The sequence below is a fragment of the Eggerthella sp. BIOML-A4 genome (assembly GCF_009875575.1).
Lineage (GTDB): Bacteria > Actinomycetota > Coriobacteriia > Coriobacteriales > Eggerthellaceae > Eggerthella > Eggerthella lenta.
In genome coordinates, this window is the sequence record NZ_WWRX01000015.1 from 35,003 (window position 1) to 55,247 (window position 20,245).

Below are 20,245 nucleotides of genomic sequence, written 5' to 3' on the forward strand. Positions count from 1 at the left end.
GGGCTTTCGTGAGACGAGCGAACAAAGGGATGGATCCTGAAAGGCGGGTCGTCTGCGGCATCGCGGCCGTCGTTGCGGTCGTGGTGGCGTCCGTCGCGTTCTTCGGCTGGAGGGCGTGCGGGCGCTCCGTCGATGCCGTAGGCGTCGACGGAGCTGCGATCGAACTGAAGGTTAACTTGCGATGCGACGGCTGGTCGTCCGAGAACACCGGGCTGGGAGTGTTCGTGTCGGGTACGCAGATCGACGGGGCGACCTGCGACGAGCAACTCGTGTTCGAGGGGTCGGGCGTGCAGACCGCCTACCTCGGCGCGGGTTCGTACGAGATCGTCCCGCAGCTCCCGTCGCTCATGTTGCGCGACGGCACCGTGCTCGCCGCAGGCGATGCGGTCGCGCGCGACTACGGCGAGGGCTCTTCCGCAGCCGACGATCTCGAGATCGCGTACGCGGCGATCGACGCGCGCGACCTGTCCGAGGACGAGTTGCGCGCCGTCGCCGATTGCAGCTTCGTCTTCGAGGACGATGCGAACGCGGCGTTCGAGCGCGCTTTGGAGCGGAAGAGCGGGGAGGCGGACCATGAAGCGTGAGGTGCATCGCGTGGTGCGCACGCTGTTGGCCGCCGCCGTGCTTTTGGGAGCCAGCTTCGGCCTCGCCGCCCTGGAGACGGGCGAGGCGTTCGCGTACTCGTATAGGACCACGGATACAAAGACCATCTACAATCGAGCTTGGATCAGAGCGGACGCATCAGCGAACTACCTCGAGCTCATCGGCTCCGATCCCATCGGACCGCGCTTCGACATGCCCAGTTGGAACGCCCCCGGCGGCATCCATTCTCGCATCGAGGCGTATCGGTTCGCCGTATGGAGCGCCGCGAACGGTCAGGACGACCTTGTCTGGTACACCGGCGACAACGGTCGCTGGACGCGAGCGGGCGCCGTGATGGGAAGCGGCAAGCTCGACGGCAGCGGCAACGGCAACGGGTTCGGGTGCATCGCCACCTACGGTTACGGATGGGGAGGCTCCGTCATATCGAAGCACGGCGGGTTCGATGCGCTCATGTACTGCCATGTATACCTTCTGAATACGGACTACGGCTTGAATTGCTACGGGTCCGTTGATTTCTGGCCGCGCGTCAAAATACAGTACGACGCGAACGGCGGAAGCGGCGCGCCGGCTGCGCACTACAAGTACATCGGCACCACGGCGAACATCTCGTCGCAGAAGCCCACAAGGACGGGTTACACGTTCGAGGGGTGGTCGACGACGAAAAACGGCGCGGTGAACATCGCACCCGGCCAGAAGATTGGATACGAAGACTGGAACCTTCTGCAGTGCAGCAACATCCCGCACGATTGGGCGGGAAGCAGCCCGACGGCGTTCTTCCGCGACGAGGCTGCTGGGCAGCCGTCGCCTTCGGGGTCGAACATCATCCCGCTGTACGCAGTGTGGAAGCCGATATCCTACACCGTGTCCTACAACGGCAACGGCGCGACGGGCGGCAGCACCGCGTCGTCGTCGCACGTGTACGACGCGGCGCGCTCTCTCACGGCGAACGGTTTCCGACGCAGCTACACGCTCACCTGCGACGCGCAGGGAGGCTCGGCAGGCGTGAAGCGGCTGGACTGCACTTGGGGCTGGAAGTCATGGAACGAGCGTGCCGACGGAACCGGCTCGTCGTACGGGAACAAGGCCTCCGTCAAGAACCTTCGCGCGACGACGGGAACGACGAACCTCTACGCGCAATGGGACGAGGGTTACGTCGAGCTTCCCGATCCGGGGACGAAATCCGATTGCACGTTCAAGGGGTGGTACGACGCTCCTTCGGGCGGGTCGTTGATCGGCAAGACGGGCGATCGGGTTTCCGTCGCGTCGAGCACGACCTACTATGCGCGATGGCAGCCGTATGCGCGCATCGCCTACTACGCCGACGGAGCCGACGGGGCGGTGTTCTCGGAGTCAGTCGAGGCGGGATGCGCGTATCGGTCGAACAGCCAGGCGACGGCCCAGGCGACGAAGGCCGATTGCGCGGGTTTCGACGGCTGGTACCTCGACGCCGCGTGCACCCGGCCCTTCGCCGAAGGCTCGATCGTGCCCGAGGCGGGTCTCTCGCTGTACGGACGCAACCGCGTGACGGTTTCGTACGCCCTGACCGATCGCACCGTCGCGTTGTTCGCCGACCGAGAGCTTTTCGCTGACGAGGCGCGGCTCGAGCCGCTCGCCCGCATAGAGCCGCCTCCGTCGCGCGAGCTGTTCTACGGCGATCGCCTTTCGTTCGATCGGGGGAGCAGCGTGTGGTTCCAGCAGCACGACCGCATGCGCGAGGCAACGTGCGAGGCGGGCGCCTACCCGACGGCCGCAGGCGAGGGCGCTCCCGCCCGATCGGCCCGCATCACCGGCAACACTGTTGCGTACCTGCAATGGTCGGTTCCCGTGTACGACGGCATCGCGCTTTCCTAAACCTTACGCTTGCGTAATACTAACGTTGGAGTTATAGTTCGAGAGGAGCAGATCGCATGCCGCCGAAACCGTTCGAGATATATCGTCGACTGCTCAGAGAGGGCTGGCAGGACGTCGGAGGAGGCAAAGGCTCTCATCGGAAGCTGAAGCGGGGAGACCGAACGATCATGCTGCCGCTTCGTCGGAAAGAGCTGCCGAAGGGATTATGGGAGAGCATCCGCAAAACCGCTCGGTGGCGCTGAGGTGTGAAAAAGCGCGAGAGAGGACGAACCATGCGTTACATGTATCCTGCGATTTTCACGGAGAACGAGTTGGACGGCTATAGCGTGCAGTTCGTCGATTTCGAGAACGGCTACACCTGCGGTGACGACATGGAAGATGCCGTCGCGATGGCTGCGGAAGTCCTCTGGCTCCTCATCGACGACTACCTGCAGCTCGACAAGCCTCTGCCGAAGCCGACGTACCCGATCGAGCACGAAGGCCTGCTGGTCGCTCTATCGGTCGACGTCGATACCGAGCGGGGCGTGCTGACCACGAAGATGGCGGCGCACCTGCTCGGCGTGAGCGATGCCCGCGTGCGCCAGATGATCTGCTCGGGCCAGCTTGCCGCCAAGAAGCAGGGCCGCGACAACTACGTGTACCTTTCCAGCGTGAAGGAGCGTCTGAACAACCCGCCGAAGCCGGGCCGCCCGCGCAAGAGCGACCGCCTCGAAAGCGTCGCGGAAACGGCTTCGTAGCGCGAGGGCTAGACTCCAGCAGTCAGGCAGGAACGTTCTCCCGGACCGATGGCGAGGGCGGGGCCCTCGCCATCGACCGACGCGGTTCCCGCCCTCGCTCGTGCGCCTACCCGTGCGTGGCGTGCGCCGCAGCGGCATTGCCCCCGGCTTCCGAGCTCTGCACGCGCAGCCGTCCCGCCACCAGCGCCACCGCGAATATCGCCGCCGTGAACAGCAGCATCACGCCCATGTTCTCCAGAATGGGTATCACCGCCTCCGGCGTGGCCGCGCCCATGTCGGCCGCTGCTTGCAGCGCGCCCGTGTACCAGTAGGCGGGCGAGAAGTGCGCCAGCATTTGCACGGACGGATCCAGCAGGTCGAACGATATCCAGGCGCCGCCCAGAAACGAGATCACCATGCCCAGGATGTTGCCCAAGGCGTTGCTGGCGAATTCTCCCACGCCCAGCTGACCCAGCAGGTAGCCCACCGAAAGCGGGATCGTGGCGAACACGAACGACGCCGCGACCATCAGCGCGAGCCCCGGACCGCTGATCATCGACGTAGCCTCATGGAACACGGTGAATCCCAAACAGATCGTCCACAGCCACACCGCCGTCATGACCAGCAGGCTGCTCGCCGCCAGCTGCAGCCCGTAGGACAGGGACGGCAGCGGCGACACGAGGTTGCGTCGGCGCAGATCGGTGCGGTTGAGCGTGGTCATCATCACGCCGACGCACACGATGATGGAGGCGAACAGGGTGTAGGTGCCCCATTGGAGGAAGAACACGAACCGCTGCGCCTCGGACGAGGTTCCGCCCACTTCCACGCTGTCCGTTTCCGCCGATTCGGCCATGGCCTCGGCTGCGTGCTGCACGATATCGCCCTGCGAAGCCGATCCTTCGAGGCCGGCGTACGCGCCCGCGATGCCCAGGTACGAATTCACCATCTGGTCCATCAGGCTGCCCTCGGTGGAGTAGAAGCTGTACACCGTCTCGAGCGTCGGCAGCTCGTCGCCGGTGCGCGCGGCTTCCACGAACGCGTCGCCGAACCCTTCCGGAACGATGAGGATGTACGAGCTCTGACCCTTGGCCACGGCGTCTTGCAACGCCATCTGGCTGTCTTCGATGGGAACTTCGATGCCCTGCTCCCGCAAGTAGGCCGCCAACCCGTCCGACAGCGCGCTTCCGTCGCGATCGATCACGGCGAACTTCGTCTCGTACGGCGAGAACTCGCTGTCGTTCGTGCCGCCGAACGTCAGGCCGCTTGCGATGAACACGCCCATCATGCTCAGGAAGCCGGCGTACACGATGAGGTACATCGGGTGCCGCAGCACCGTCTTGATCGCGGTTTTAAAGACTTGCATAGCGCTGCCTCCTTATGAACAGAGCCGACGCGGCGAACAGTACCGCAGCCATGGCCAGCAGGATCAGGATGTGCTCGATCGTGCGCTGGTAGGTGTCGTAGTACATGATGCTGTAGAACGCTTGGGATATCTGCACGGCCGGGTTGACCAGCTGCGCCGCGGGCACCGCCGCGTTCACGGTATCGGCCAGCTTCATCGTGGGCGAGCCGTACAGCCCGGCGAACAGCGAGGCGAAGCACACGATGCCGGACAGCATGCCGCCCTTCACGCTTTCGTCGATCTTCGGCAGCGAGCCCAGCAGCGTGCCGAACGCCGTCGCCGTCAAGGCCGCGGCGGCGATCACGGCGATGCATATCGCATCTCGTCCGCCGAAATCCACGCCGGCGACGAACCGGATGTACAGATACGCGATGGCGATGCAGGCGAACGTCAGCACCCAGCTGGCGGCCAGCGTCGCCGTCAGCGTCTTCGCGCGGCTGAGCGCTCCCACGGCGCGCCGCGCCCCCAGCGCGCTCAGGTTCGGCTGCGTGCGGCAGATAGCGATCATCCCGATCTGCCCACCGAACAGTGCCGCCATGCCCAGCAATGCGAAGAAGTAGCGCACGGATTCTTTGGGCGGGTTCTGCGTGACGTCGATCTTCTCGGTGAGATCGCCGGCGTCCAGCAGCTTTTCCACCGCCGCCATGTCGGCCAGCGCGGCGGGGTTCTCGGCGGCGACGTCTTCGATGAGCGCCGCGTTGCGCACGTATCCGTCGCCGATGGTCTTCAAGATGGACTGGTAGGCGCTGTCCAGCGAGTCGGGCGTGACCCCCGCCTTCACGTGCACGGTGGGCATGCCGTCGGCGTCAACCGTGAAATACCCGGCCGCTCCATCGCCCGAGATGTTGAAGTAGCCCGCTCCTGCGGCATCGTTTCCGCTCATGAGATCGCGCGCCTCCTGCTCGGTGGCTACGCGCGCCACGTCGAGCATCTGGTCGGCTCCCGGCTCCGCCAGCGTGTCGATCATCTCCGAGAACCCCGGCGCCGCGTCGTAGTTCTCGTCGGCCACCACCGCGGTGGGGATGGGCTCGAACTGCCCCGCCTCGTCCAGGTTCGCGAACATGAACACGAACATCGTGGACAGGATCAGGGGAAACGCCAGCGACCAGATGAACACGCTCTTCTCGCGCACCAGCGCGAGCAGTGCGCCTTTGAATACGTTGAACATGATGTCCGCCCCCTAATCGCGCAGCTCGGTGCCGGTGATCTCGAGGAACACGTCGTTCAGCGTCGGCGGCTCGGCGTAGATGCGCCCGAACTGCGCGCCGTCACGCTGCAGCACGGCCAGCACGTCGCTTACGTTGTGCGTGCCGTTCTGGCAAGCCAGTTCCAGCGTGCCTTCGCGGTAGAGCGTGCGGGTGACATGGGGCAACGCGTCCAGGCGCGCCAACGTGGCTTCGTCCAGCTCGGGCACGTCGATCTGGATCTTCTCGCCCGTGCCGATCATGGCCTTGAGCTCGGCGTTCGTGCCCGTGGCCAGCGCCTGGCCGTGGTCCATGATCATGATGCGCGTGCAGATCTCCTCGACTTCCTCCATGTAGTGGCTCGTGTACACCACGGTGGAGCCTTGGCGGTTCATATTCTGGATGCCTTCGAGGATGGCGTTGCGGCTTTGCGGGTCCACGGCCACGGTAGGCTCGTCGAAGAAGATGAGCTCGGGCTTGTGCGCGATGCCGCATGCGATGTTCAGGCGACGCAGCAGGCCGCCCGAGAGTTTCCGCGGGCGGAACTTCTCGTAGTCCTCCAGGCCGACGAACGCGATGGCCTCGTCAACAAGGTCGCGGCGCTTCGCGCGGTCGTTCACATACAGCGCGCAGAAGTAGTCGATGTTCTCGCGCACGGTCAGCTCCTCGAACACGGCCACGTTCTGCGGCACGATGCCGATCCTGCGCTTCAAATCGTAGCTGGACGGGCGCATGGTCTGGCCGAACAACTCGATAGTGCCCTTGTCGTAGGTCAGCAGCTGCAGGATGCAGTTGATGGCGGTGGTCTTGCCCGACCCGTTCGGTCCTAAAAGGCCGAACACTTCGCCCGATTCGATGTGCAGGCTGAAATGATCGAGCGCCAGCACCTCGTTGTAGCGCTTGACCAAGTTGTCGACAGCTACGATGTTCATGGTTCCTCCTCGTGGCGGTTCCGTTCCGCGATTTCGTTGTCGGCACCATCATGCCCCTGTAGCGGTTTCCACGTAAGTGTGCGGCGTCATCGGTCTCAACCGGAGCCATGACATTTGTCATGGACCTCGTCCGGTTCGTCATTTTGTCGCGTCCTCGTGCCGCGCTGCGCCTTGCCGCCCGCTATACTGATGGCCATGGATCGGGTTATCGACGAAATCATCCTCGTTGCGCTGTGCTTGCTGCTTTTGCCGTTCGCGGCGTTCTCCGGCGCGCATGTCGCGGCGCTCCTGTGCGCCATCGTGGTGGCGTGCTGCTTCGACGTGTACCCGCATGCGCGGCTTCGCTTCGCGGCGGCGGGCGCGTACGAGCTGGCGGCGCTGTTCGTCCCGGAGTTCTCCGCGTTGCTGCCGGTCGTCGCGTACGTGCTGTTCGGCGAGCGGTTCTGGCTCGTGCGGCTGTCCTGGATCATGCCGCTGGCGGCCGCGCTGCGCACCCAGGACGTTCTGCTCGTCCCCGCGGCCGTGCTGTGCGCGGCTGCCTGCCTCATGGCGTGGCGCACGAAACGCGCGGGCGAGGAGCGCGAGCGCTACCGCGCCCTGCGCGACGAGCAGCAGGAGGCGTCGCTGTCGCTTGCGAACAAGAACCGCGAGCTCATGGCCGCGCAGGACTACGAGGTGCGCTTGGCCACCCTGTCCGAGCGCAGCCGCATCGCCCGCGAGATACACGACAACGTGGGTCATCTGCTCACAAGATCGGTGCTGCAGGTGGAGGCGTTGCAAGTGGTGCACGCCGACGACGAGTGCGTTCGCGGCGGGCTGGCATCGGTGGGCGCGACGTTGCACGAGGCCATGGACACGGTGCGCAAAAGCGTGCACGACCTGCACGACGATGCGTTCGATCTACGCGCGCGTCTGGAAGGCGTCATCGGCGCCTGCGGCTTGGACGACGTGCGCCTCGTGTACGACGTCCAGGATGTGCCGCTTCCCGTCGCCTACGGCGTGGTGGCCGTCGTCCGCGAGGCGCTGTCGAACGTGGCGAAGCACAGCGACGCCACGCGCGTCGACGTGTCGGTCATCGAATACCCGGCTCTCTACCAGCTCATCGTGCAGGATAACGGTTCGCGCGACGGTGCACGTTCTACGGCGGTGGATGTCCCGACCGCGCAGGCCGGCATCGGTTTGCAGACGATGGAGGAGCGTGTGAGCTCGCTGGGCGGGCGCCTGCGCACCGGCTACCGCAAAGGCTTCCGCGTGTTCGCCACCGTGCCGAAAGAACCGTCGAAGGAGAAATCATGATCAGGACGCTTATCGTCGATGACGACCCGTTCGTTCGGATGTCGCTGCAGACCATCCTCGAAGCGCAGGACGACGTGGAGGTGTGCGCGCTCGGCGCCGACGGCGACGAGGCGGTCGAGCTGTTCGAGCGCGAACGGCCCGACGTGTTGCTCATGGACATCCAGATGCCGGGCTCCGATGGCCTCGGCGCGGCCGAGCGCATCCTGGGCGCGCACAAGCACGCGCGCATCGTGTTCCTCACCACGTTCTCCGACGATGAGTACATCGTGCGCGCCCTGCGCCTGGGGGCGAAGGGCTACCTCATCAAGCAGGAAGTGGCCACCATCGCGCCGGCCTTGCGCACGGTCATGGCCGGTCAGAGCGTGCTTGGCGGCGAGGTGCTTGATCGCATGGACGTCCTTATGAGTCGAGGACCCGCATGCGCGGAGAACGCGCCGGGCGGCGAGATGCGCAGCGGCCTCACCGAGCGCGAATCTGCCATCGTGGAGCTGGTGGCCGAGGGTCTCGATAACAAGGAGATCGCCGCCAGGCTGTACCTCAGCGAGGGCACGGTGCGCAACCACATCAGCGCCATCCTCCAGAAGCTCGATCTGAAGAATCGCACCCAGCTGGTCGTCCGCTACTACCGCGACCGCTGAATGAGACAGGGGAATGAGACAAAGGGACGGGGGCTACTTGAACGCCGCTTCGAACAGCTCCTCGGCTTCTTTCTGCAGCTTCTCTTCGATGGCGAGGTACGTATCCAAAAGCTTGTTGCCGGCTTCGGTCAGGTCGCTGCCGTGAGCGCCGTCGCGGTTCAGCAGCTGCAAGTCGAGCGCCGCCTCGGTGTCCTTGATGATGCGCCAGGCCTTGCTGTAGGCCATGCCCATGCCCTTGGCAGCGGCGTTGAGCGAGCCGGTTTCGCGCACGCCCAGGCACAGGCTGGCGATGCCGCGGCCGAACAGAGAGCCGCTTTCGGCATCCGGGTTCATGATGGAAAGCCTGATCGTCGGCTTCAGGTTCGCAAGGTCGCTCATGGGATTCCGTCCTTTGCTTGTTGCTTGCGCATGCATGCGCGTCAGTCGTCCAGGTGCTCGAGGAAACGCAGTGCCGCCGCCTCGATGTCGTTCGTGCCGCCGTCGATGATCTCGTCGAAGCGGATGGGAAGCGCGTCCAGCTCAGCCAGGCCGTGGGGGATGTCGTCGACGCCCGTCTCGCGCGCGATCAGCTCGTTCAGCTTGCAGCCCGACAGCGCGGCCACGTCGTCGGGCAGCGGCGCGCCAGGCTCGATGCCGTGCAGCGCGCGGTACACGTTGTCGCCGAACTTGGCCCAGTGCGCCGTGCTCGCGATGAGCACGGGGTTCTCGCCCCGAAGGTTCTCGGCGGTCTGGTAGGCCACGGCCGTGTGCGGGTCCAACAGGTAGCCGTGCTGCTCGAACACGCGCTTGATGGTGTCCAGGCACGTGGCGTTGTCGATGGAGTCCGACGCGAACAGCTCCCGCACGCGGGCGAAGGTCTCTTCGTCCACGCGGAAGCGGCGCTGCCCGCGCAGGTCGGCCATCCAGCCGGCTATGGCGGCGGCGTCGCGTCCCGTGAGCTCGAACAGCTGACGCTCCAGGTTCGACGAAACGAGGATGTCCATGGACGGCGAGGGCGTCAGCACGAAGGGGCGCTCGGATATGTCGTAGGTGCCCGTGTTGATGAAGTCGGTGAGCACGCGGTTCTCGTTGCTGGCGCAGTACAGCATGCCCAGCGGCACGCCCATGCGCTTGGCGTAGTAGGCGGCCAGGATGTTGCCGAAGTTGCCCGTGGGCACGCATACGTCCAGCTCGTCGCCCAGGTTCAGTTTGCCGTCGGCCGCCAGCTGCGCGTAGGCCGACACGTAGTACACGATCTGGGGCATGAGGCGCCCCCAGTTGATGGAGTTCGCGCTGGAAAGAGCGATGCGGTGCTCGTCCTGCAGCTTCTTCGCAAAGGCCTCGTCGCCGAACACGTTTTTCGCGCCCGTCTGGCAGTCGTCGAAGTTTCCGCGCACGCCCCATACCTGCACGTTGCGCCCGCGCTGCGTGGCCATCTGCTTGAACTGGATGTCGCTCACGCCGCCGTCGGGGTACATGACGCCGATGGACACGCCGTCCACGTCGCGGAAGCCCTCGAGCGCGGCTTTGCCCGTGTCTCCCGAGGTGGCTACCAGGATGAGGAAGTCGTGGTCGAGCTTGCCCTGCTCGCGCAGCTGGGCGGCGCTTGCGGAGAAGAAACGCGGCAGGCACTGCAGCGCCATGTCCTTGAACGCGCTCGTGGGGCCGTGCCATAGCTCCAGCACGTGGGTGTCGGCCGAAAGCGACGTGATGGGGCAGATGCGCTCGTCGTCGAAGTTGTCGCCGTAAGCCTGGGCCATAAGCGCTTCGACGGTTTCGGCGGGCAGATCCACGTCGAACGCCCGATAGATGCGCGCCGCGCGCTGGGCGTACGGCAGCTCGGCCAGCGCTCCGATCTCGTCGAGGGAAAGCTCGGGGATGCGTTCGGGCACGTACAAGCCGCCGCCCGCGGCCAGGCCGTCGATGACGGCTTCCGTAAAGGTGACGGGGCGCTCGCTTTGCCCGCGCGTGTCGGAGTAGAGGTTTTGAGCCATGTCCTGCACTTTCATCCGTGTTCCGCCGAACTGGTATCGCGTCTCAGTATACTATGCTGGGAATTGTCCCGGCGGCAGAATCGGCGGAGGATCTTCACGCAATTTGCAAGCGGCCGCGTTCCCGCCCTGCTTGCTCGACCTGGGTTTCCAGGCGCCTTCCGTTCCGTAACGAATCAACCTGCGCCCCGCTGCCGCGGCGAAGCCCGGTACGCTGAGCGTCGTATGCGTTACGGAAGCGAGGTGCAGACGATGGGCGAGCCCGCGAACAGAGGACGACGATCCTCCTCCGGCGGCATGATGATGCACGGAGTGAACCTCAAGCGGCGGTTCTTCGTGAGCCTCGTGCTGGCGGTTCCCATCCTGCTGCTGTCGTCGCCGATGGGGCTCGCGCTGCCCATCACGCTGTCGTTTCCCGGCTCGGACTGGCTCGTGGCCGCGCTGGCCACGGTGCTGTTCGTCTACGGCGGCTGGCCGTTTCTGCGCGGCGCGGCGGACGAGGTGCGCAACCGCAAGCCCGCCATGATGACGCTCGTGGCGCTCGGCATCACCACGGCCTACGTCTACAGCATGTACGCGTTCGCCATGGGCAGCGTCGCGCACGACGGCGGCATGCACATGGACTTCTTCTGGGAATTGGCCGCGCTCATCGTCATCATGCTGCTGGGCCATTGGATCGAGATGCGAGCCGTCATGGGCGCAGGGGACGCGCTCAAGGAGATGGCCGAACTGCTGCCGGCGCAGGCGCACGTGAAGCAGGCGGACGGCTCCTTCGCCGACGTGCCGCTCGACGAGGTGCAGGTGGGCCAAACCGTCATGGTGGAGGCGGGGGAGAAGGTGCCCGCCGACGGCGAGGTGACGGACGGCTCGTCGTCCGTCAACGAGGCGCTCGTCACGGGCGAGGCGCGCGCCGTGGAGGCGCATGAGGGCGACACGGTGTTCGGCGGCTCGCAGAACGGCGACGGCACGCTGTACGTGCGCGTCACCGGAACCGGCCAGTCGGGCTACCTCGCCCAGGTCATGCAGCTCGTCTCGCAGGCGCAGCAGGAGAAATCGCGCGCCGAGGTGCTGTCCGACAAGGTGGCGCGCTGGCTGTTCTACGCCGCCGTGAGCGTTGGTCTCGTCGCGTTCGTCGCGTGGCTCGCCGTCACCGGCAGCGTGTCGGACGCGCTCACGCGCATGGTCACCGTGTTCGTCATCGCGTGCCCGCACGCGCTGGGCCTGGCCATTCCGCTCGTGGCGGCGCGCTCGACCTCGCTCGGCGCGCGCAACGGCCTGCTCGTGCGCCGCCGACGCGCCCTCGAGGTGGCGCCGCGGGTGAACGTGGTGATGATGGACAAGACGGGCACGCTCACCGAGGGCGACTTCCGCGTGGCCGAGGTGCGCGCGGTGGGGAAGCGGAGCGCCCCCGCCGGTGACGCCTCCGACGCCCCCAACGTCCCCGGCGCCCCCGCCGACGATCGCGCGCTCGCGCTCATAGCGGGCCTCGAGCAGTCGTCGTCGCACCCGCTGGCCGCCAGCATCGTGGCCGCCGCGCAGCAGCGCGGCGTGCAGCCTGCGGCCGTGCGCGACGTGCAGGCCGTGGCGGGCGTCGGCGTGAAGGGCGTGCTTGAAAATGGCTCGCACGCCCTCATCGCGAACGCGCGCTATCTGGACGAGCAGCGCATCCCCTACGATCGTTCCGCCTTCGACCAGCTGGCAGGCCGTGGCCTCACCGTCAGCTACCTCGTGATCGACGGCGAGGTGCGCGGCGTGGTGGCGCAGGGCGACCAGATCAAGCCCACCGCCCGCGAGGCGGTGCGACAGCTCAAGGCGCGCGGCATCGCGCCCGTGATGCTCACCGGCGACAACGAGGCGGCGGCCCGCGCCGTGGCGCACACGCTCGGCATCGACGAGTTCCGCGCCGGCTTGCTGCCCCAGGACAAGGTGCAGCTCGTGCAGCAGCGCCGCGATGCGGGCGACGTGGTGATGATGGTGGGCGACGGCATCAACGACGCGCCGGCGCTGGCCCGCGCCGACGTGGGCGTGGCCATCGGCGCGGGCACCGACGTCGCCATCGACTCCGCCGACGTCGTGCTCGTGAAAAGCGACCCCGAGGACATCGTGCGCCTGCTCGACCTCGGCACGAACACCACGCGCAAGATCAAGCAGAACCTCTGGTGGGGCGCCGGCTACAACATCGTGGCCATCCCGCTGGCGGCCGGCGTCCTCGCGCCGGTGGGCATCCTGCTCAGCCCCGCCGTGGGCGCGGTCCTCATGAGCCTGTCCACCGTCATCGTCGCCGTCAACGCGATGACCCTCAAAAACAAATGAGGCGACCGCGCCCCGCGCCCTGCAGCGTCCTCGTTCCAGTCCAACAATATGCGGAAAATGTTAGCTAAGGCTTCCATTCCCCGAGAGTTTGCTATAAGATACTTTTGTTACATGAAGCTAACTCGATGGGAGTCACCATGGACAACGCAACGGTTGCGAGCATGCAGGGAACGGTCGGTCGTACGGACGCAGGGTCTGCGCAGGGCATCGCCTGCCAGCAGATGCCGCTTTCGTTCCTGAAGGGCGGCGAGACGGGCACCATCGCGAAGGTGCGCGGTCGCGGCGATCTGCATCATCATCTGGAGAACCTCGGCTTCGTCGAGGGCGCGCAGGTGACGGTGGTGTCCGAGGCTGCCGGCGACCTCATCGTCGAGGTCAAGGGCATCCAGGTCGCGCTCAACCGCCAGGTCGCGGCGCATATCATCACGAACGCCGCCGCGTAGCACCTCCGCAAGCCACGCACGAGCACGAACGGATGTTTCACGTGAAGCATCTGCCGTGCCGTTTGGCGTGCGCGCATCGAGTTGGCATCACCGCAAGGAACCTCAAGGAAAGGAAACGGGGCATATGGCAGAAGTTCAAGATCGAACGCTGCGCGACGTGGCCATCGGCGACACCGCCACCGTCCGTCGCCTGACGGGCGAGGGCGCGCTCAAGCGTCACATCATGGACATGGGCATCACCAAGGGGACGAGCGTGTTCGTTCGCAAAGTCGCGCCGCTGGGCGATCCGATCGAGGTCACGGTGCGCGGATACGAGCTGTCGCTGCGCAAGAGCGAGGCGGAGAGCATCCTCATCGGCTGACGTTGCCAGGCGTGAGCGCCAGGTGACGAGGATAGAGGCGCCGCGGCGCTTCTTTTTTGGGACTGAGTTAGTAGCAGCTAACTTAAAAACGAGCCAACGGGGGATTGCAGACCCCCGACCGGCTTCGAAGCAGATGGAAAGGCTGATCATGGGAATTCGCATAGCGCTTGCCGGCAACCCGAACTGCGGCAAGACGACGATGTTCAACGATCTGACCGGCGCCAGCCAATACGTTGGCAACTGGCCGGGCGTGACCGTTGAGAAAAAGGAAGGGAAGTACACCCGCGACAAAGACGTGATCATCACGGACTTGCCGGGCGTGTACTCGCTGTCGCCGTACTCTCCCGAGGAGATCGTGACGCGCGACTACCTGTTGGACGGCGGCCCCGACGTCGTCGTGAACCTCGTGGACGCGACGAACCTCGAGCGCAACCTGTACCTGACCACGCAGATCCTCGATCTGGGCGTGCCCGTCGTGGTGGCGCTCAACATGATGGACCTCGTGAAGAAGAGCGGCGACAAGATCGACGTGGCCGGCCTGTCGAAGCAGCTGGGCTGCCCCATCGTCGAGACGACGGCGCTCAAGGGGCACGGCATGGCCGAGCTCATGGAAACCGCCGTCAAGGCGGCGAAGGCCGGCAAGCCCGCCGAGCCGAAGATGCCCTTCGACGCGCAGGTGGAAGAAGCCATCACGAAGATCGAGGGCATTCTGGGCAACCGCGTGTCTCCGGCAACCGCGCGCTGGTTCGCCATCAAGCTGTTCGAGGGCGAGGAGCGCACCGTCGCCAACATGAAGCTCAGCGCCGCCGACCTCAAGGCGGTCGAGGCGATTCGCGAAGAGGTGGAGAACAAGCTCGACGACGATGCCGAGAGCATCATCACGTCCGAGCGCTACAACGCCATCACGCACGTCATCGACAAGACGATGAAGCGCTCGCACAAGGGCATGACCACCACGCAGAAGATCGACCGCGTGGTGACGAACCGTTGGCTGGGCCTGCCCATCTTCGTGGTGGTCATGGCGCTCGTGTACTACCTGGCCATCTCCGTGGGCACGGGCGTGGTCACCGACTGGGCCAACGACGGCATCTCCGGCGACGGCTTCCTGTACACCGGCGGCGCGGCCTACGAAGAGGCCGTGGGCGAATGGGAAGGCGAGCAGGCCAACATCGAAGCCTACCTCGCCGCTGCTGAGGAAGACGGCATCGACGTGGAGGGCGCGACCGCGGCCCTCGAAGCCGAAGAGCCCACCGCTGCCGACGAAAGCGCCCTCGCCGCATTCCAGGAGGATGCCGAGAAGGCCGGCGTCGTCGGCATCGTCGAGGACGAGGAGACCGGCGAATCCGCCGAGGTGGACGCCGCGGCCTTTGCAACCGCCCTCGAAGCTGAAGAGCCCGACGCTTCCGACGGCTCGTGGGGCCTGTGGATTCCCGGTTTGGGAGCGGTCATCGGCAACGCCCTCGAGGCGGTCGACGTCGCGCCGTGGCTGCAGAGCCTCGTGATGGACGGCATCGTCGCGGGCGTCGGCGCCGTGATCGGCTTCATTCCCCAGATGATCATCCTGTTCCTGCTGCTCGCGCTGCTCGAAGGGTGCGGCTACCTGGCGCGCGTCGCGTTCATCATGGACCGTGTCTTCCGCCGCTTCGGCCTGTCGGGCAAGAGCTTCATCCCGATGCTCGTCGCGTCCGGCTGCGGCGTGCCCGCCGTCACGGCCACGAAGACCATCGAGAACGAGAAAGACCGTCGCATGACCATCATGACGACGACGATGATCCCCTGCGGCGCGAAGATGCCCATCATCGCGCTCGTGTTCGGTGCCATCGCCGGCGGCAACACCGAGGCTACCTGGTGGATCGCCCCGCTGTTCTACTTCCTGGGCGTCATCGCCATCATCATCTCCGGCATCATGCTGAAGAAGACCAAGATGTTCGCCGGCCCCACCTCGCCGTTCGTCATGGAGCTTCCTTCCTACCACATGCCCACGGTGAAATCCATCCTGATGTCCACGTGGGACCGCATCAAGGGCTACATCGTCAAGGCAGGTACGATCATCTTCCTGTCCACCATCGTCATCTGGCTGCTCATGAACTTCGGTGACGCGGGCGAGGGCTTCGGCTTGCTCGATACCGAGATGGACGACTACATCCAGTACAGCCTCATGGCGGGCCTGGGCAACGGCATCGGCTGGATCTTCGCGCCGCTTGGCTTCGGAGACTGGCAGGCAACCGTCACGTCCATCACCGGCCTCGTGGCGAAGGAGAACGTCGTCGCCACCGTCGGCATCCTGACCAGCCTGGGCGATGTGGGCGAAGCCGATCCCACCATGTGGGCCGCGTTCGCCGCCCTCTTTGCGGGCTCGGTGCCGGCCATCCTCGCCTTCTGCGCCTTCAACCTGCTGTGCGCGCCGTGCTTCGCCGCCATCGGCACCATCTGGCGCGAGATGGGCACCGCGAAGTGGACCTGGTTCACCATCGGCTACATGACCATCTTCGCGTGGTGCGTGGGATTGATGTTCTACCAGTTCGGCGGCTTGCTTACCGGCGAGATCGGCTTCAACGTGTGGACGGTCGTGGCCATCGTGGTCCTGGCCGGCATGCTGTTCCAGATTTTCCGCCCCATGCCCACCTTCGACAAGAAGAAGGACAAGGTCGCGGGCGAGCTTGAAGCCGAGGGCAGCGTCGCGTAGGCGAAGCGGCTTCGGGCCCGAGGGAACCCCCTCGGGCCTGTGCCCCGATGTTCCGAGAAAGGACGCGCTATGTTTGGTTTGGAGTTCACGCCGTCTACGGTGGTCGTCGCGCTCATCGTGCTGGCGCTCGTGTTCCTCGCGGTTCGCCGCTTGGTGCGCAACGGCATGTGCGATTGCCATAAGGGAGACGACGCGCACGGCGGATGCGCCGGAGGATGCGGCGGCTGCTCGGGCTGCGGCGCTGCCAGCGCCATGGTGGCCGACATGCAGAAGCGAGCCGCTGCGGAGTCGCACCGCTAACCGCCCCATACGCAGAGCGTCGTAACGCGATCAACGAACGGATGTTTCACGTGAAACATCCGTTTCGTCGTTTACGGGGGCAGAGGGCACGGGGGCAGGGGAGCGGGGATGCCGTGGTCGCCCCCCCCCCCACTCTCTCTCCGTAGCCGCCCCTCCCTCCGATATGTGGAGGAATTGTAAACCATGGTAAACTTCTATTGCCCCGCAGCAAAAGTTATCGTAGACTAACAATTGTCAGCGGGGCCGAGGAAATCGAACCCGCAGGCACCTCCTCTTTTTGCTGACACGGTGGTGGGGACTCTCCTCTCGTCTGGTCGTCCACCACACAGCACGCCGGCGAGGGACCCCCTTCCCTCGCCGGCTCCTCCAACACCCCTTGCACCGCCATCCGGTTTCAACTGGTTCCGCCTGTCGTGTGGTACCATGGAACGACGAACAAAAGGAGGGTTCCGTGGAAAAAATGTCCATGTCGCACGAGGACTACCTTGAAGCCATCGTGATGCTGGGAGGCACGACGGAGGTGTCGGTCAGGTCGGTCGACATCGCGACGAAGCTCGACGTGTCGAAGGCCTCGGTCAACAAAGCGATCAGCTCGCTCAAGGAAAAGGGTCTTGCCGACCAGCCCTATTACGGCGACATCACGCTCACCGAAGAAGGGTACGCCTACGGCATGTCGGTCCTCGACCGCCATCACATGCTGTTCACGTTCCTCACGAAGGCGCTCGGCATCCCCGAGGAGCAGGCCGAGAAGGAAGCCTGCCTCATGGAGCACGCCATCAGCGACGAATCGTTCAAAAAATGGAGTTCTTATATTAACAAGCTCGACCTGTAAGCGGGTTTCGCCCCGCTTTCCCTGACCGTTTTCCTCGGTCACGCGAGCATTCAACAAGTTCTTAACGACGCGCCCGCCCGCCCCGCCCTCGGTGGCAGGGCGGGCGTCGGTGTGGTATGCTTTCCCCAGCTTCTGCATTAAACAAACCAAACACGAAACACGATGCACAGAGGAGCCCCTTTCCTTGGCAACGCAGCCTTATATTCTCTCGTTTGACGAGGCGAAACGCGACACCCGTGCGCGCCGCCCCTCTTCTGCTGCGCCCGAATCGCGTCCCGTGATCCATTCCGTCGATGCCATCCCCGCATTCGAGTCGCCCTTCCGCCAGGCAGGCGAGGGGCGGGGGAGCGCGCGAACGGCGGCGCACGCGCGCCCGTCGGGCGCTGCGCGGCGATCGTCCGCGGGAGCCGGCGACGGTTCGTTCGCCCGCATATCGACGTTCGATCGTCCCGCAGGCCGTCATGCGGCGCCGCGTCCGGCGTCGTCGAGCTCGCGCCGTGCATCGAGCTCGTACGGCACGGGCCGCTTCTCCTCGTTCGACGAGCGCATCGAGGAACAGCCCGAAGAGGAAGTCGAAGAGCGCCGCCTGACCCGCAAGGAGCAGCGCAAGAAGGCGCGCGCCAAGAGCAAGGCCGAGCGCGCGTTCACCAAGCAGTTCGGCGGCTCGAAGCCGTCCGATGCCTCGCAATCGGGCCCGCGCGCCGCGGTGTACAAGGGCGAGATGGGCGCGAAGCACCGTCAGGCCGCGCGCATGCAGAACGCGGAGAGCCCGCAGGCTTCGGCGAAGCGCGGCTTCTCGCTGGGATCGCTCGCATCGCTCAAGTCGTCGCCGAAGTTCATCGCGAGCGCGGCCGTCGCCGTCTGCCTCGTGCTCTCGTGCGCCTTCCTGTACCCGCCGGCGCAGCAGTACTACCATGCGCTGCGCGAGCGCGACCAGCTGGCCGCCGAGTATGCGGCGCTCGAGGAGCGCAACGGCGCCCTCGAAAGCGACGTCTCGTCGCTGCAGACCGACGCCGGCATCGAGGATCGCGCCCACGAGCAGTTCGGATGGGTGAAGAAGGGCGAGGAGACGGCGAACGTGCGCGGCCTCGACCTTGACGAGGACGAGGCATCCACGTTCCGCGCCAACATCACGCCGGGCAGCGTCGAGGCGCCGGAGACGTGGTACTCGCCGTTCCTGGACGCCCTGTTCGGCGTCGAGTAGACCGAGGGAAGGGGTCGCCATGAGCGCCATCGCGGAGCCCGAGAGTACCGAAAGCGGTTTCCAGGCGGGCCGATACGCGGCCATCGACATCGGCACCGTGACGTGCCGCATGCTCGTGGCCGACGTGGACGAGGCGGGGCGGCTCCATGAGCTCGACCGCGAGTACACCATCACGAACCTCGGCGAGGGCGTGGACGCGACGGGCGTGCTGAAGCCCGCGGCCATGCAGCGCGTGGCCGATGCCGTGGCGCGCTTCCTCGACGTGCTGCGCGGGTTCGCCACGCCGGAACATCCCGCCATCACGACGAGGGCCATGGCCACGTCGGCCGCGCGCGACGCGCGCAACGCCGACGAGTTCGAGGCGCTGATGGCGGGCTTGGGCGTCACGCTGTCCGTCATCCCCGGCGAGCGCGAGGCGGCCCTCTCCTTCGCGGGCGCGTCGTGCGACTTCCGGGGGGAGCGCCTGCTCGTGGTGGACATCGGCGGCGGCTCGACCGAGGTCATCGCCGGGCGCGCGGGCAGCCGGCCCGATCGCTCGCACTCCTTCAACATCGGATGCCGTCGCGTGACGGAGAAGTTCTTCGCGGCCGATCCTCCCGGCGCCGGCGAGCTCGAACGGGCCCGCGCGTGGGTGGAGGAGGGGATGCGCCCCTACTTCGACGAGCTGCGCGGGGCGGGCTTCGCACCCGAGCGGCTGGTGGCGGTGGCCGGCACGGCCACCACGGTGGTGTCGATCCACGAGCGCATGGAGGTGTACGACACCTCCCGCGTGCATAAGGCCGTCATCACGCGCCCCATGCTCGACGGGGTGGCCGACCAGCTGGAACGCGTCCCGCTCGCGCAGCGCGAGCGCATCGTCGGGCTCGATCCGGGCCGCGCGCCCGTCATCGTGGCCGGCATGGTGATCCTGCAGACGGTGCTCGACCTGGCCGGCGTCGATTCGTTCACGGTCAGCGAATCGGACATTCTCCACGGCATCATTTTGGACGAAGCGGCGCGCTGAGGTCCCGCCGTCCGATAAAGTTTGCTACCATAGGGCCTGCTCGTTTTCAGCGGGCCGTCGCACGCGGGGGCGTGGCGGAATTGGCATACGCAGGAGACTTAAAATCTTCCGGCTTCGGCCATGTGGGTTCGAATCCCACCGCTCCTACCAAGAACGATGAACAGGGGAAACGTTAAGGATATCGAAACGTTTCCCCTGTTGTTCAAGACGGCCTATTGTCCAAAATTGTCCGAAGTGCGCGCAAATCGTCGCCAATTGTCGGGAAATTACGCTAAAAACTCGCTGCGCACCCACCCTTCCGCTTTGTAGGAAACGCGGCACCATTCCCCGTCGCGCTCGAGCACGTCGCATTCGGCGCCGCGGGGCAGGACGTGGATCACGTTGCCGTTCTGCTCGTCGCGCATGTTCAGGCCGTGCGTCGCCGATACGACGGTTCGGTCGTGACCGATCTCCTCGGACTGCTCGCCATCGTCGGAACCGTCCCAGGCTTGCGGAGAGCCGTTCTCGGCTG

At 65.6% G+C, this 20,245-nt stretch carries 20 protein-coding genes and 1 tRNA gene; 15 read left to right on the forward strand and 6 right to left on the reverse strand.

Going from position 1 to position 20,245, the window contains the following annotated elements; genetic code table 11:
• Positions 1–8: 8 nt before the first annotated feature.
• The 4 genes from GT613_RS13240 to GT613_RS13255 are packed head-to-tail and all read left to right on the forward strand — an operon-like array spanning position 9 to position 3,191.
• Positions 9–584, forward strand: a complete 576-nt coding sequence (locus GT613_RS13240; RefSeq protein WP_226844565.1) for a hypothetical protein — start codon at positions 9–11, stop codon at positions 582–584.
• Positions 574–2,454, forward strand: coding sequence for an InlB B-repeat-containing protein (locus GT613_RS13245; RefSeq protein ID WP_009608183.1), 1,881 nt, complete (start codon positions 574–576; stop codon positions 2,452–2,454). The genes GT613_RS13240 and GT613_RS13245 overlap by 11 nt, the downstream gene beginning before the upstream one ends.
• Positions 2,455–2,510: 56 nt before the next feature.
• Positions 2,511–2,696 carry a type II toxin-antitoxin system HicA family toxin gene (locus tag GT613_RS13250; protein WP_009306170.1) on the forward strand — a complete coding sequence of 62 codons (186 nt, stop codon included), beginning with the start codon at positions 2,511–2,513 and terminating at the stop codon, positions 2,694–2,696.
• A 30-nt stretch (positions 2,697–2,726) separates the two neighbouring features.
• On the forward strand, positions 2,727–3,191 hold the full coding sequence (locus tag GT613_RS13255) for a helix-turn-helix domain-containing protein (protein WP_009306171.1): 465 nt from the start codon (positions 2,727–2,729) through the stop codon (positions 3,189–3,191).
• Between the two features lie 106 nt (positions 3,192–3,297).
• On the opposite strand, the gene GT613_RS13260 is transcribed toward GT613_RS13255, so the two are convergent.
• Genes GT613_RS13260 through GT613_RS13270 form a run of 3 tightly spaced genes read right to left on the reverse strand, consistent with a single transcriptional unit; the run spans position 3,298 to position 6,688 of the window.
• Positions 3,298–4,533, reverse strand: coding sequence for an ABC transporter permease (locus GT613_RS13260; RefSeq protein ID WP_009306172.1), 1,236 nt, complete (start codon positions 4,531–4,533; stop codon positions 3,298–3,300).
• A complete protein-coding gene (locus GT613_RS13265; protein ID WP_009306173.1) occupies positions 4,520–5,740 on the reverse strand; it encodes an ABC transporter permease in 1,221 nt (406 codons plus the stop codon). Before GT613_RS13265 ends, GT613_RS13260 begins: the two co-directional genes overlap by 14 nt.
• A gap of 12 nt (positions 5,741–5,752) precedes the next feature.
• Positions 5,753–6,688 (reverse strand): ABC transporter ATP-binding protein, encoded by a 936-nt coding sequence (locus tag GT613_RS13270; RefSeq protein ID WP_009306174.1) that lies wholly within the window; start codon positions 6,686–6,688, stop codon positions 5,753–5,755.
• Positions 6,689–6,883: 195 nt separating this feature from the next.
• Between GT613_RS13270 and GT613_RS13275 the strand changes: the two genes are divergently transcribed.
• Together GT613_RS13275 and GT613_RS13280 are read left to right on the forward strand one after the other, a co-directional pair.
• A complete protein-coding gene (locus GT613_RS13275; RefSeq protein WP_009608067.1) occupies positions 6,884–7,984 on the forward strand; it encodes a sensor histidine kinase in 1,101 nt (366 codons plus the stop codon).
• A complete protein-coding gene (locus GT613_RS13280) occupies positions 7,981–8,622 on the forward strand; it encodes a response regulator transcription factor (protein WP_009306176.1) in 642 nt (213 codons plus the stop codon). Before GT613_RS13275 ends, GT613_RS13280 begins: the two co-directional genes overlap by 4 nt.
• Before the next feature lie 33 nt (positions 8,623–8,655).
• Here GT613_RS13280 and GT613_RS13285 read toward each other — a convergent pair whose 3' ends face one another.
• Both GT613_RS13285 and thrC read right to left on the reverse strand, forming a co-directional pair.
• The gene (locus GT613_RS13285) at positions 8,656–9,000 is read right to left on the reverse strand and encodes a winged helix-turn-helix domain-containing protein (protein ID WP_009306177.1); all 345 of its coding nucleotides are present in this window, start codon (positions 8,998–9,000) and stop codon (positions 8,656–8,658) included.
• A gap of 41 nt (positions 9,001–9,041) precedes the next feature.
• A complete protein-coding gene (gene thrC, locus GT613_RS13290) occupies positions 9,042–10,595 on the reverse strand; it encodes a threonine synthase (protein WP_240132893.1) in 1,554 nt (517 codons plus the stop codon).
• 222 nt (positions 10,596–10,817) lie between these two features.
• Here thrC and GT613_RS13295 point away from each other — a divergent pair, with 222 nt between their 5' ends.
• The 9 genes from GT613_RS13295 to GT613_RS13335 all read left to right on the forward strand — a co-directional run bounded on the left by GT613_RS13295 (position 10,818) and on the right by GT613_RS13335 (position 19,884).
• Entirely contained in the window at positions 10,818–12,905 is a 2,088-nt protein-coding gene (locus tag GT613_RS13295) for a heavy metal translocating P-type ATPase (RefSeq protein ID WP_161172668.1), read from the forward strand.
• Between the two features lie 137 nt (positions 12,906–13,042).
• Complete coding sequence (locus GT613_RS13300) at positions 13,043–13,348, forward strand: FeoA family protein (protein ID WP_226844574.1); 306 nt, start codon at positions 13,043–13,045, stop codon at positions 13,346–13,348.
• Positions 13,349–13,472: 124 nt separating this feature from the next.
• Positions 13,473–13,709, forward strand: coding sequence for a FeoA family protein (locus GT613_RS13305; protein WP_009306180.1), 237 nt, complete (start codon positions 13,473–13,475; stop codon positions 13,707–13,709).
• 148 nt (positions 13,710–13,857) lie between these two features.
• A complete protein-coding gene (locus GT613_RS13310) occupies positions 13,858–16,395 on the forward strand; it encodes a FeoB small GTPase domain-containing protein (protein WP_009306181.1) in 2,538 nt (845 codons plus the stop codon).
• 69 nt (positions 16,396–16,464) lie between these two features.
• Complete coding sequence (locus tag GT613_RS13315) at positions 16,465–16,695, forward strand: FeoB-associated Cys-rich membrane protein (protein WP_009306182.1); 231 nt, start codon at positions 16,465–16,467, stop codon at positions 16,693–16,695.
• A gap of 451 nt (positions 16,696–17,146) precedes the next feature.
• The gene (locus GT613_RS13320; protein ID WP_009306183.1) at positions 17,147–17,527 is read left to right on the forward strand and encodes a metal-dependent transcriptional regulator; all 381 of its coding nucleotides are present in this window, start codon (positions 17,147–17,149) and stop codon (positions 17,525–17,527) included.
• Between the two features lie 184 nt (positions 17,528–17,711).
• The gene (locus tag GT613_RS13325; protein ID WP_015760043.1) at positions 17,712–18,731 is read left to right on the forward strand and encodes a septum formation initiator family protein; all 1,020 of its coding nucleotides are present in this window, start codon (positions 17,712–17,714) and stop codon (positions 18,729–18,731) included.
• Between the two features lie 19 nt (positions 18,732–18,750).
• Positions 18,751–19,734 (forward strand): Ppx/GppA phosphatase family protein, encoded by a 984-nt coding sequence (locus tag GT613_RS13330; protein WP_009306185.1) that lies wholly within the window; start codon positions 18,751–18,753, stop codon positions 19,732–19,734.
• A gap of 65 nt (positions 19,735–19,799) precedes the next feature.
• Positions 19,800–19,884, forward strand: a tRNA-Leu gene (locus GT613_RS13335).
• A gap of 116 nt (positions 19,885–20,000) precedes the next feature.
• On the opposite strand, the gene GT613_RS13340 is transcribed toward GT613_RS13335, so the two are convergent.
• Positions 20,001–20,245, reverse strand: a 245-nt coding sequence (locus tag GT613_RS13340; RefSeq protein ID WP_161172669.1) for an SH3 domain-containing protein, incomplete at its 5' end; no start/stop codon positions are given.

Bases quoted from the DNA above. Each gene is read 5' to 3' on its own strand.
- GT613_RS13245 (WP_009608183.1), top strand. From the start codon at position 574: ATGAAGCGTGAGGTGCATCGCGTGGTGCGCACGCTGTTGGCCGCCGCC.
- GT613_RS13250 (WP_009306170.1), top strand. From the start codon at position 2,511: ATGCCGCCGAAACCGTTCGAGATATATCGTCGACTGCTCAGAGAGGGC.
- GT613_RS13255 (WP_009306171.1), top strand. From the start codon at position 2,727: ATGCGTTACATGTATCCTGCGATTTTCACGGAGAACGAGTTGGACGGC.
- GT613_RS13260 (WP_009306172.1), bottom strand. From the start codon at position 4,533: ATGCAAGTCTTTAAAACCGCGATCAAGACGGTGCTGCGGCACCCGATG.
- GT613_RS13265 (WP_009306173.1), bottom strand. From the start codon at position 5,740: ATGTTCAACGTATTCAAAGGCGCACTGCTCGCGCTGGTGCGCGAGAAG.
- GT613_RS13270 (WP_009306174.1), bottom strand. From the start codon at position 6,688: ATGAACATCGTAGCTGTCGACAACTTGGTCAAGCGCTACAACGAGGTG.
- GT613_RS13275 (WP_009608067.1), top strand. From the start codon at position 6,884: ATGGATCGGGTTATCGACGAAATCATCCTCGTTGCGCTGTGCTTGCTG.
- GT613_RS13280 (WP_009306176.1), top strand. From the start codon at position 7,981: ATGATCAGGACGCTTATCGTCGATGACGACCCGTTCGTTCGGATGTCG.
- GT613_RS13285 (WP_009306177.1), bottom strand. From the start codon at position 9,000: ATGAGCGACCTTGCGAACCTGAAGCCGACGATCAGGCTTTCCATCATG.
- thrC (WP_240132893.1), bottom strand. From the start codon at position 10,595: ATGGCTCAAAACCTCTACTCCGACACGCGCGGGCAAAGCGAGCGCCCC.
- GT613_RS13295 (WP_161172668.1), top strand. From the start codon at position 10,818: ATGCGTTACGGAAGCGAGGTGCAGACGATGGGCGAGCCCGCGAACAGA.
- GT613_RS13300 (WP_226844574.1), top strand. From the start codon at position 13,043: ATGGACAACGCAACGGTTGCGAGCATGCAGGGAACGGTCGGTCGTACG.
- GT613_RS13305 (WP_009306180.1), top strand. From the start codon at position 13,473: ATGGCAGAAGTTCAAGATCGAACGCTGCGCGACGTGGCCATCGGCGAC.
- GT613_RS13310 (WP_009306181.1), top strand. From the start codon at position 13,858: ATGGGAATTCGCATAGCGCTTGCCGGCAACCCGAACTGCGGCAAGACG.
- GT613_RS13315 (WP_009306182.1), top strand. From the start codon at position 16,465: ATGTTTGGTTTGGAGTTCACGCCGTCTACGGTGGTCGTCGCGCTCATC.
- GT613_RS13330 (WP_009306185.1), top strand. From the start codon at position 18,751: ATGAGCGCCATCGCGGAGCCCGAGAGTACCGAAAGCGGTTTCCAGGCG.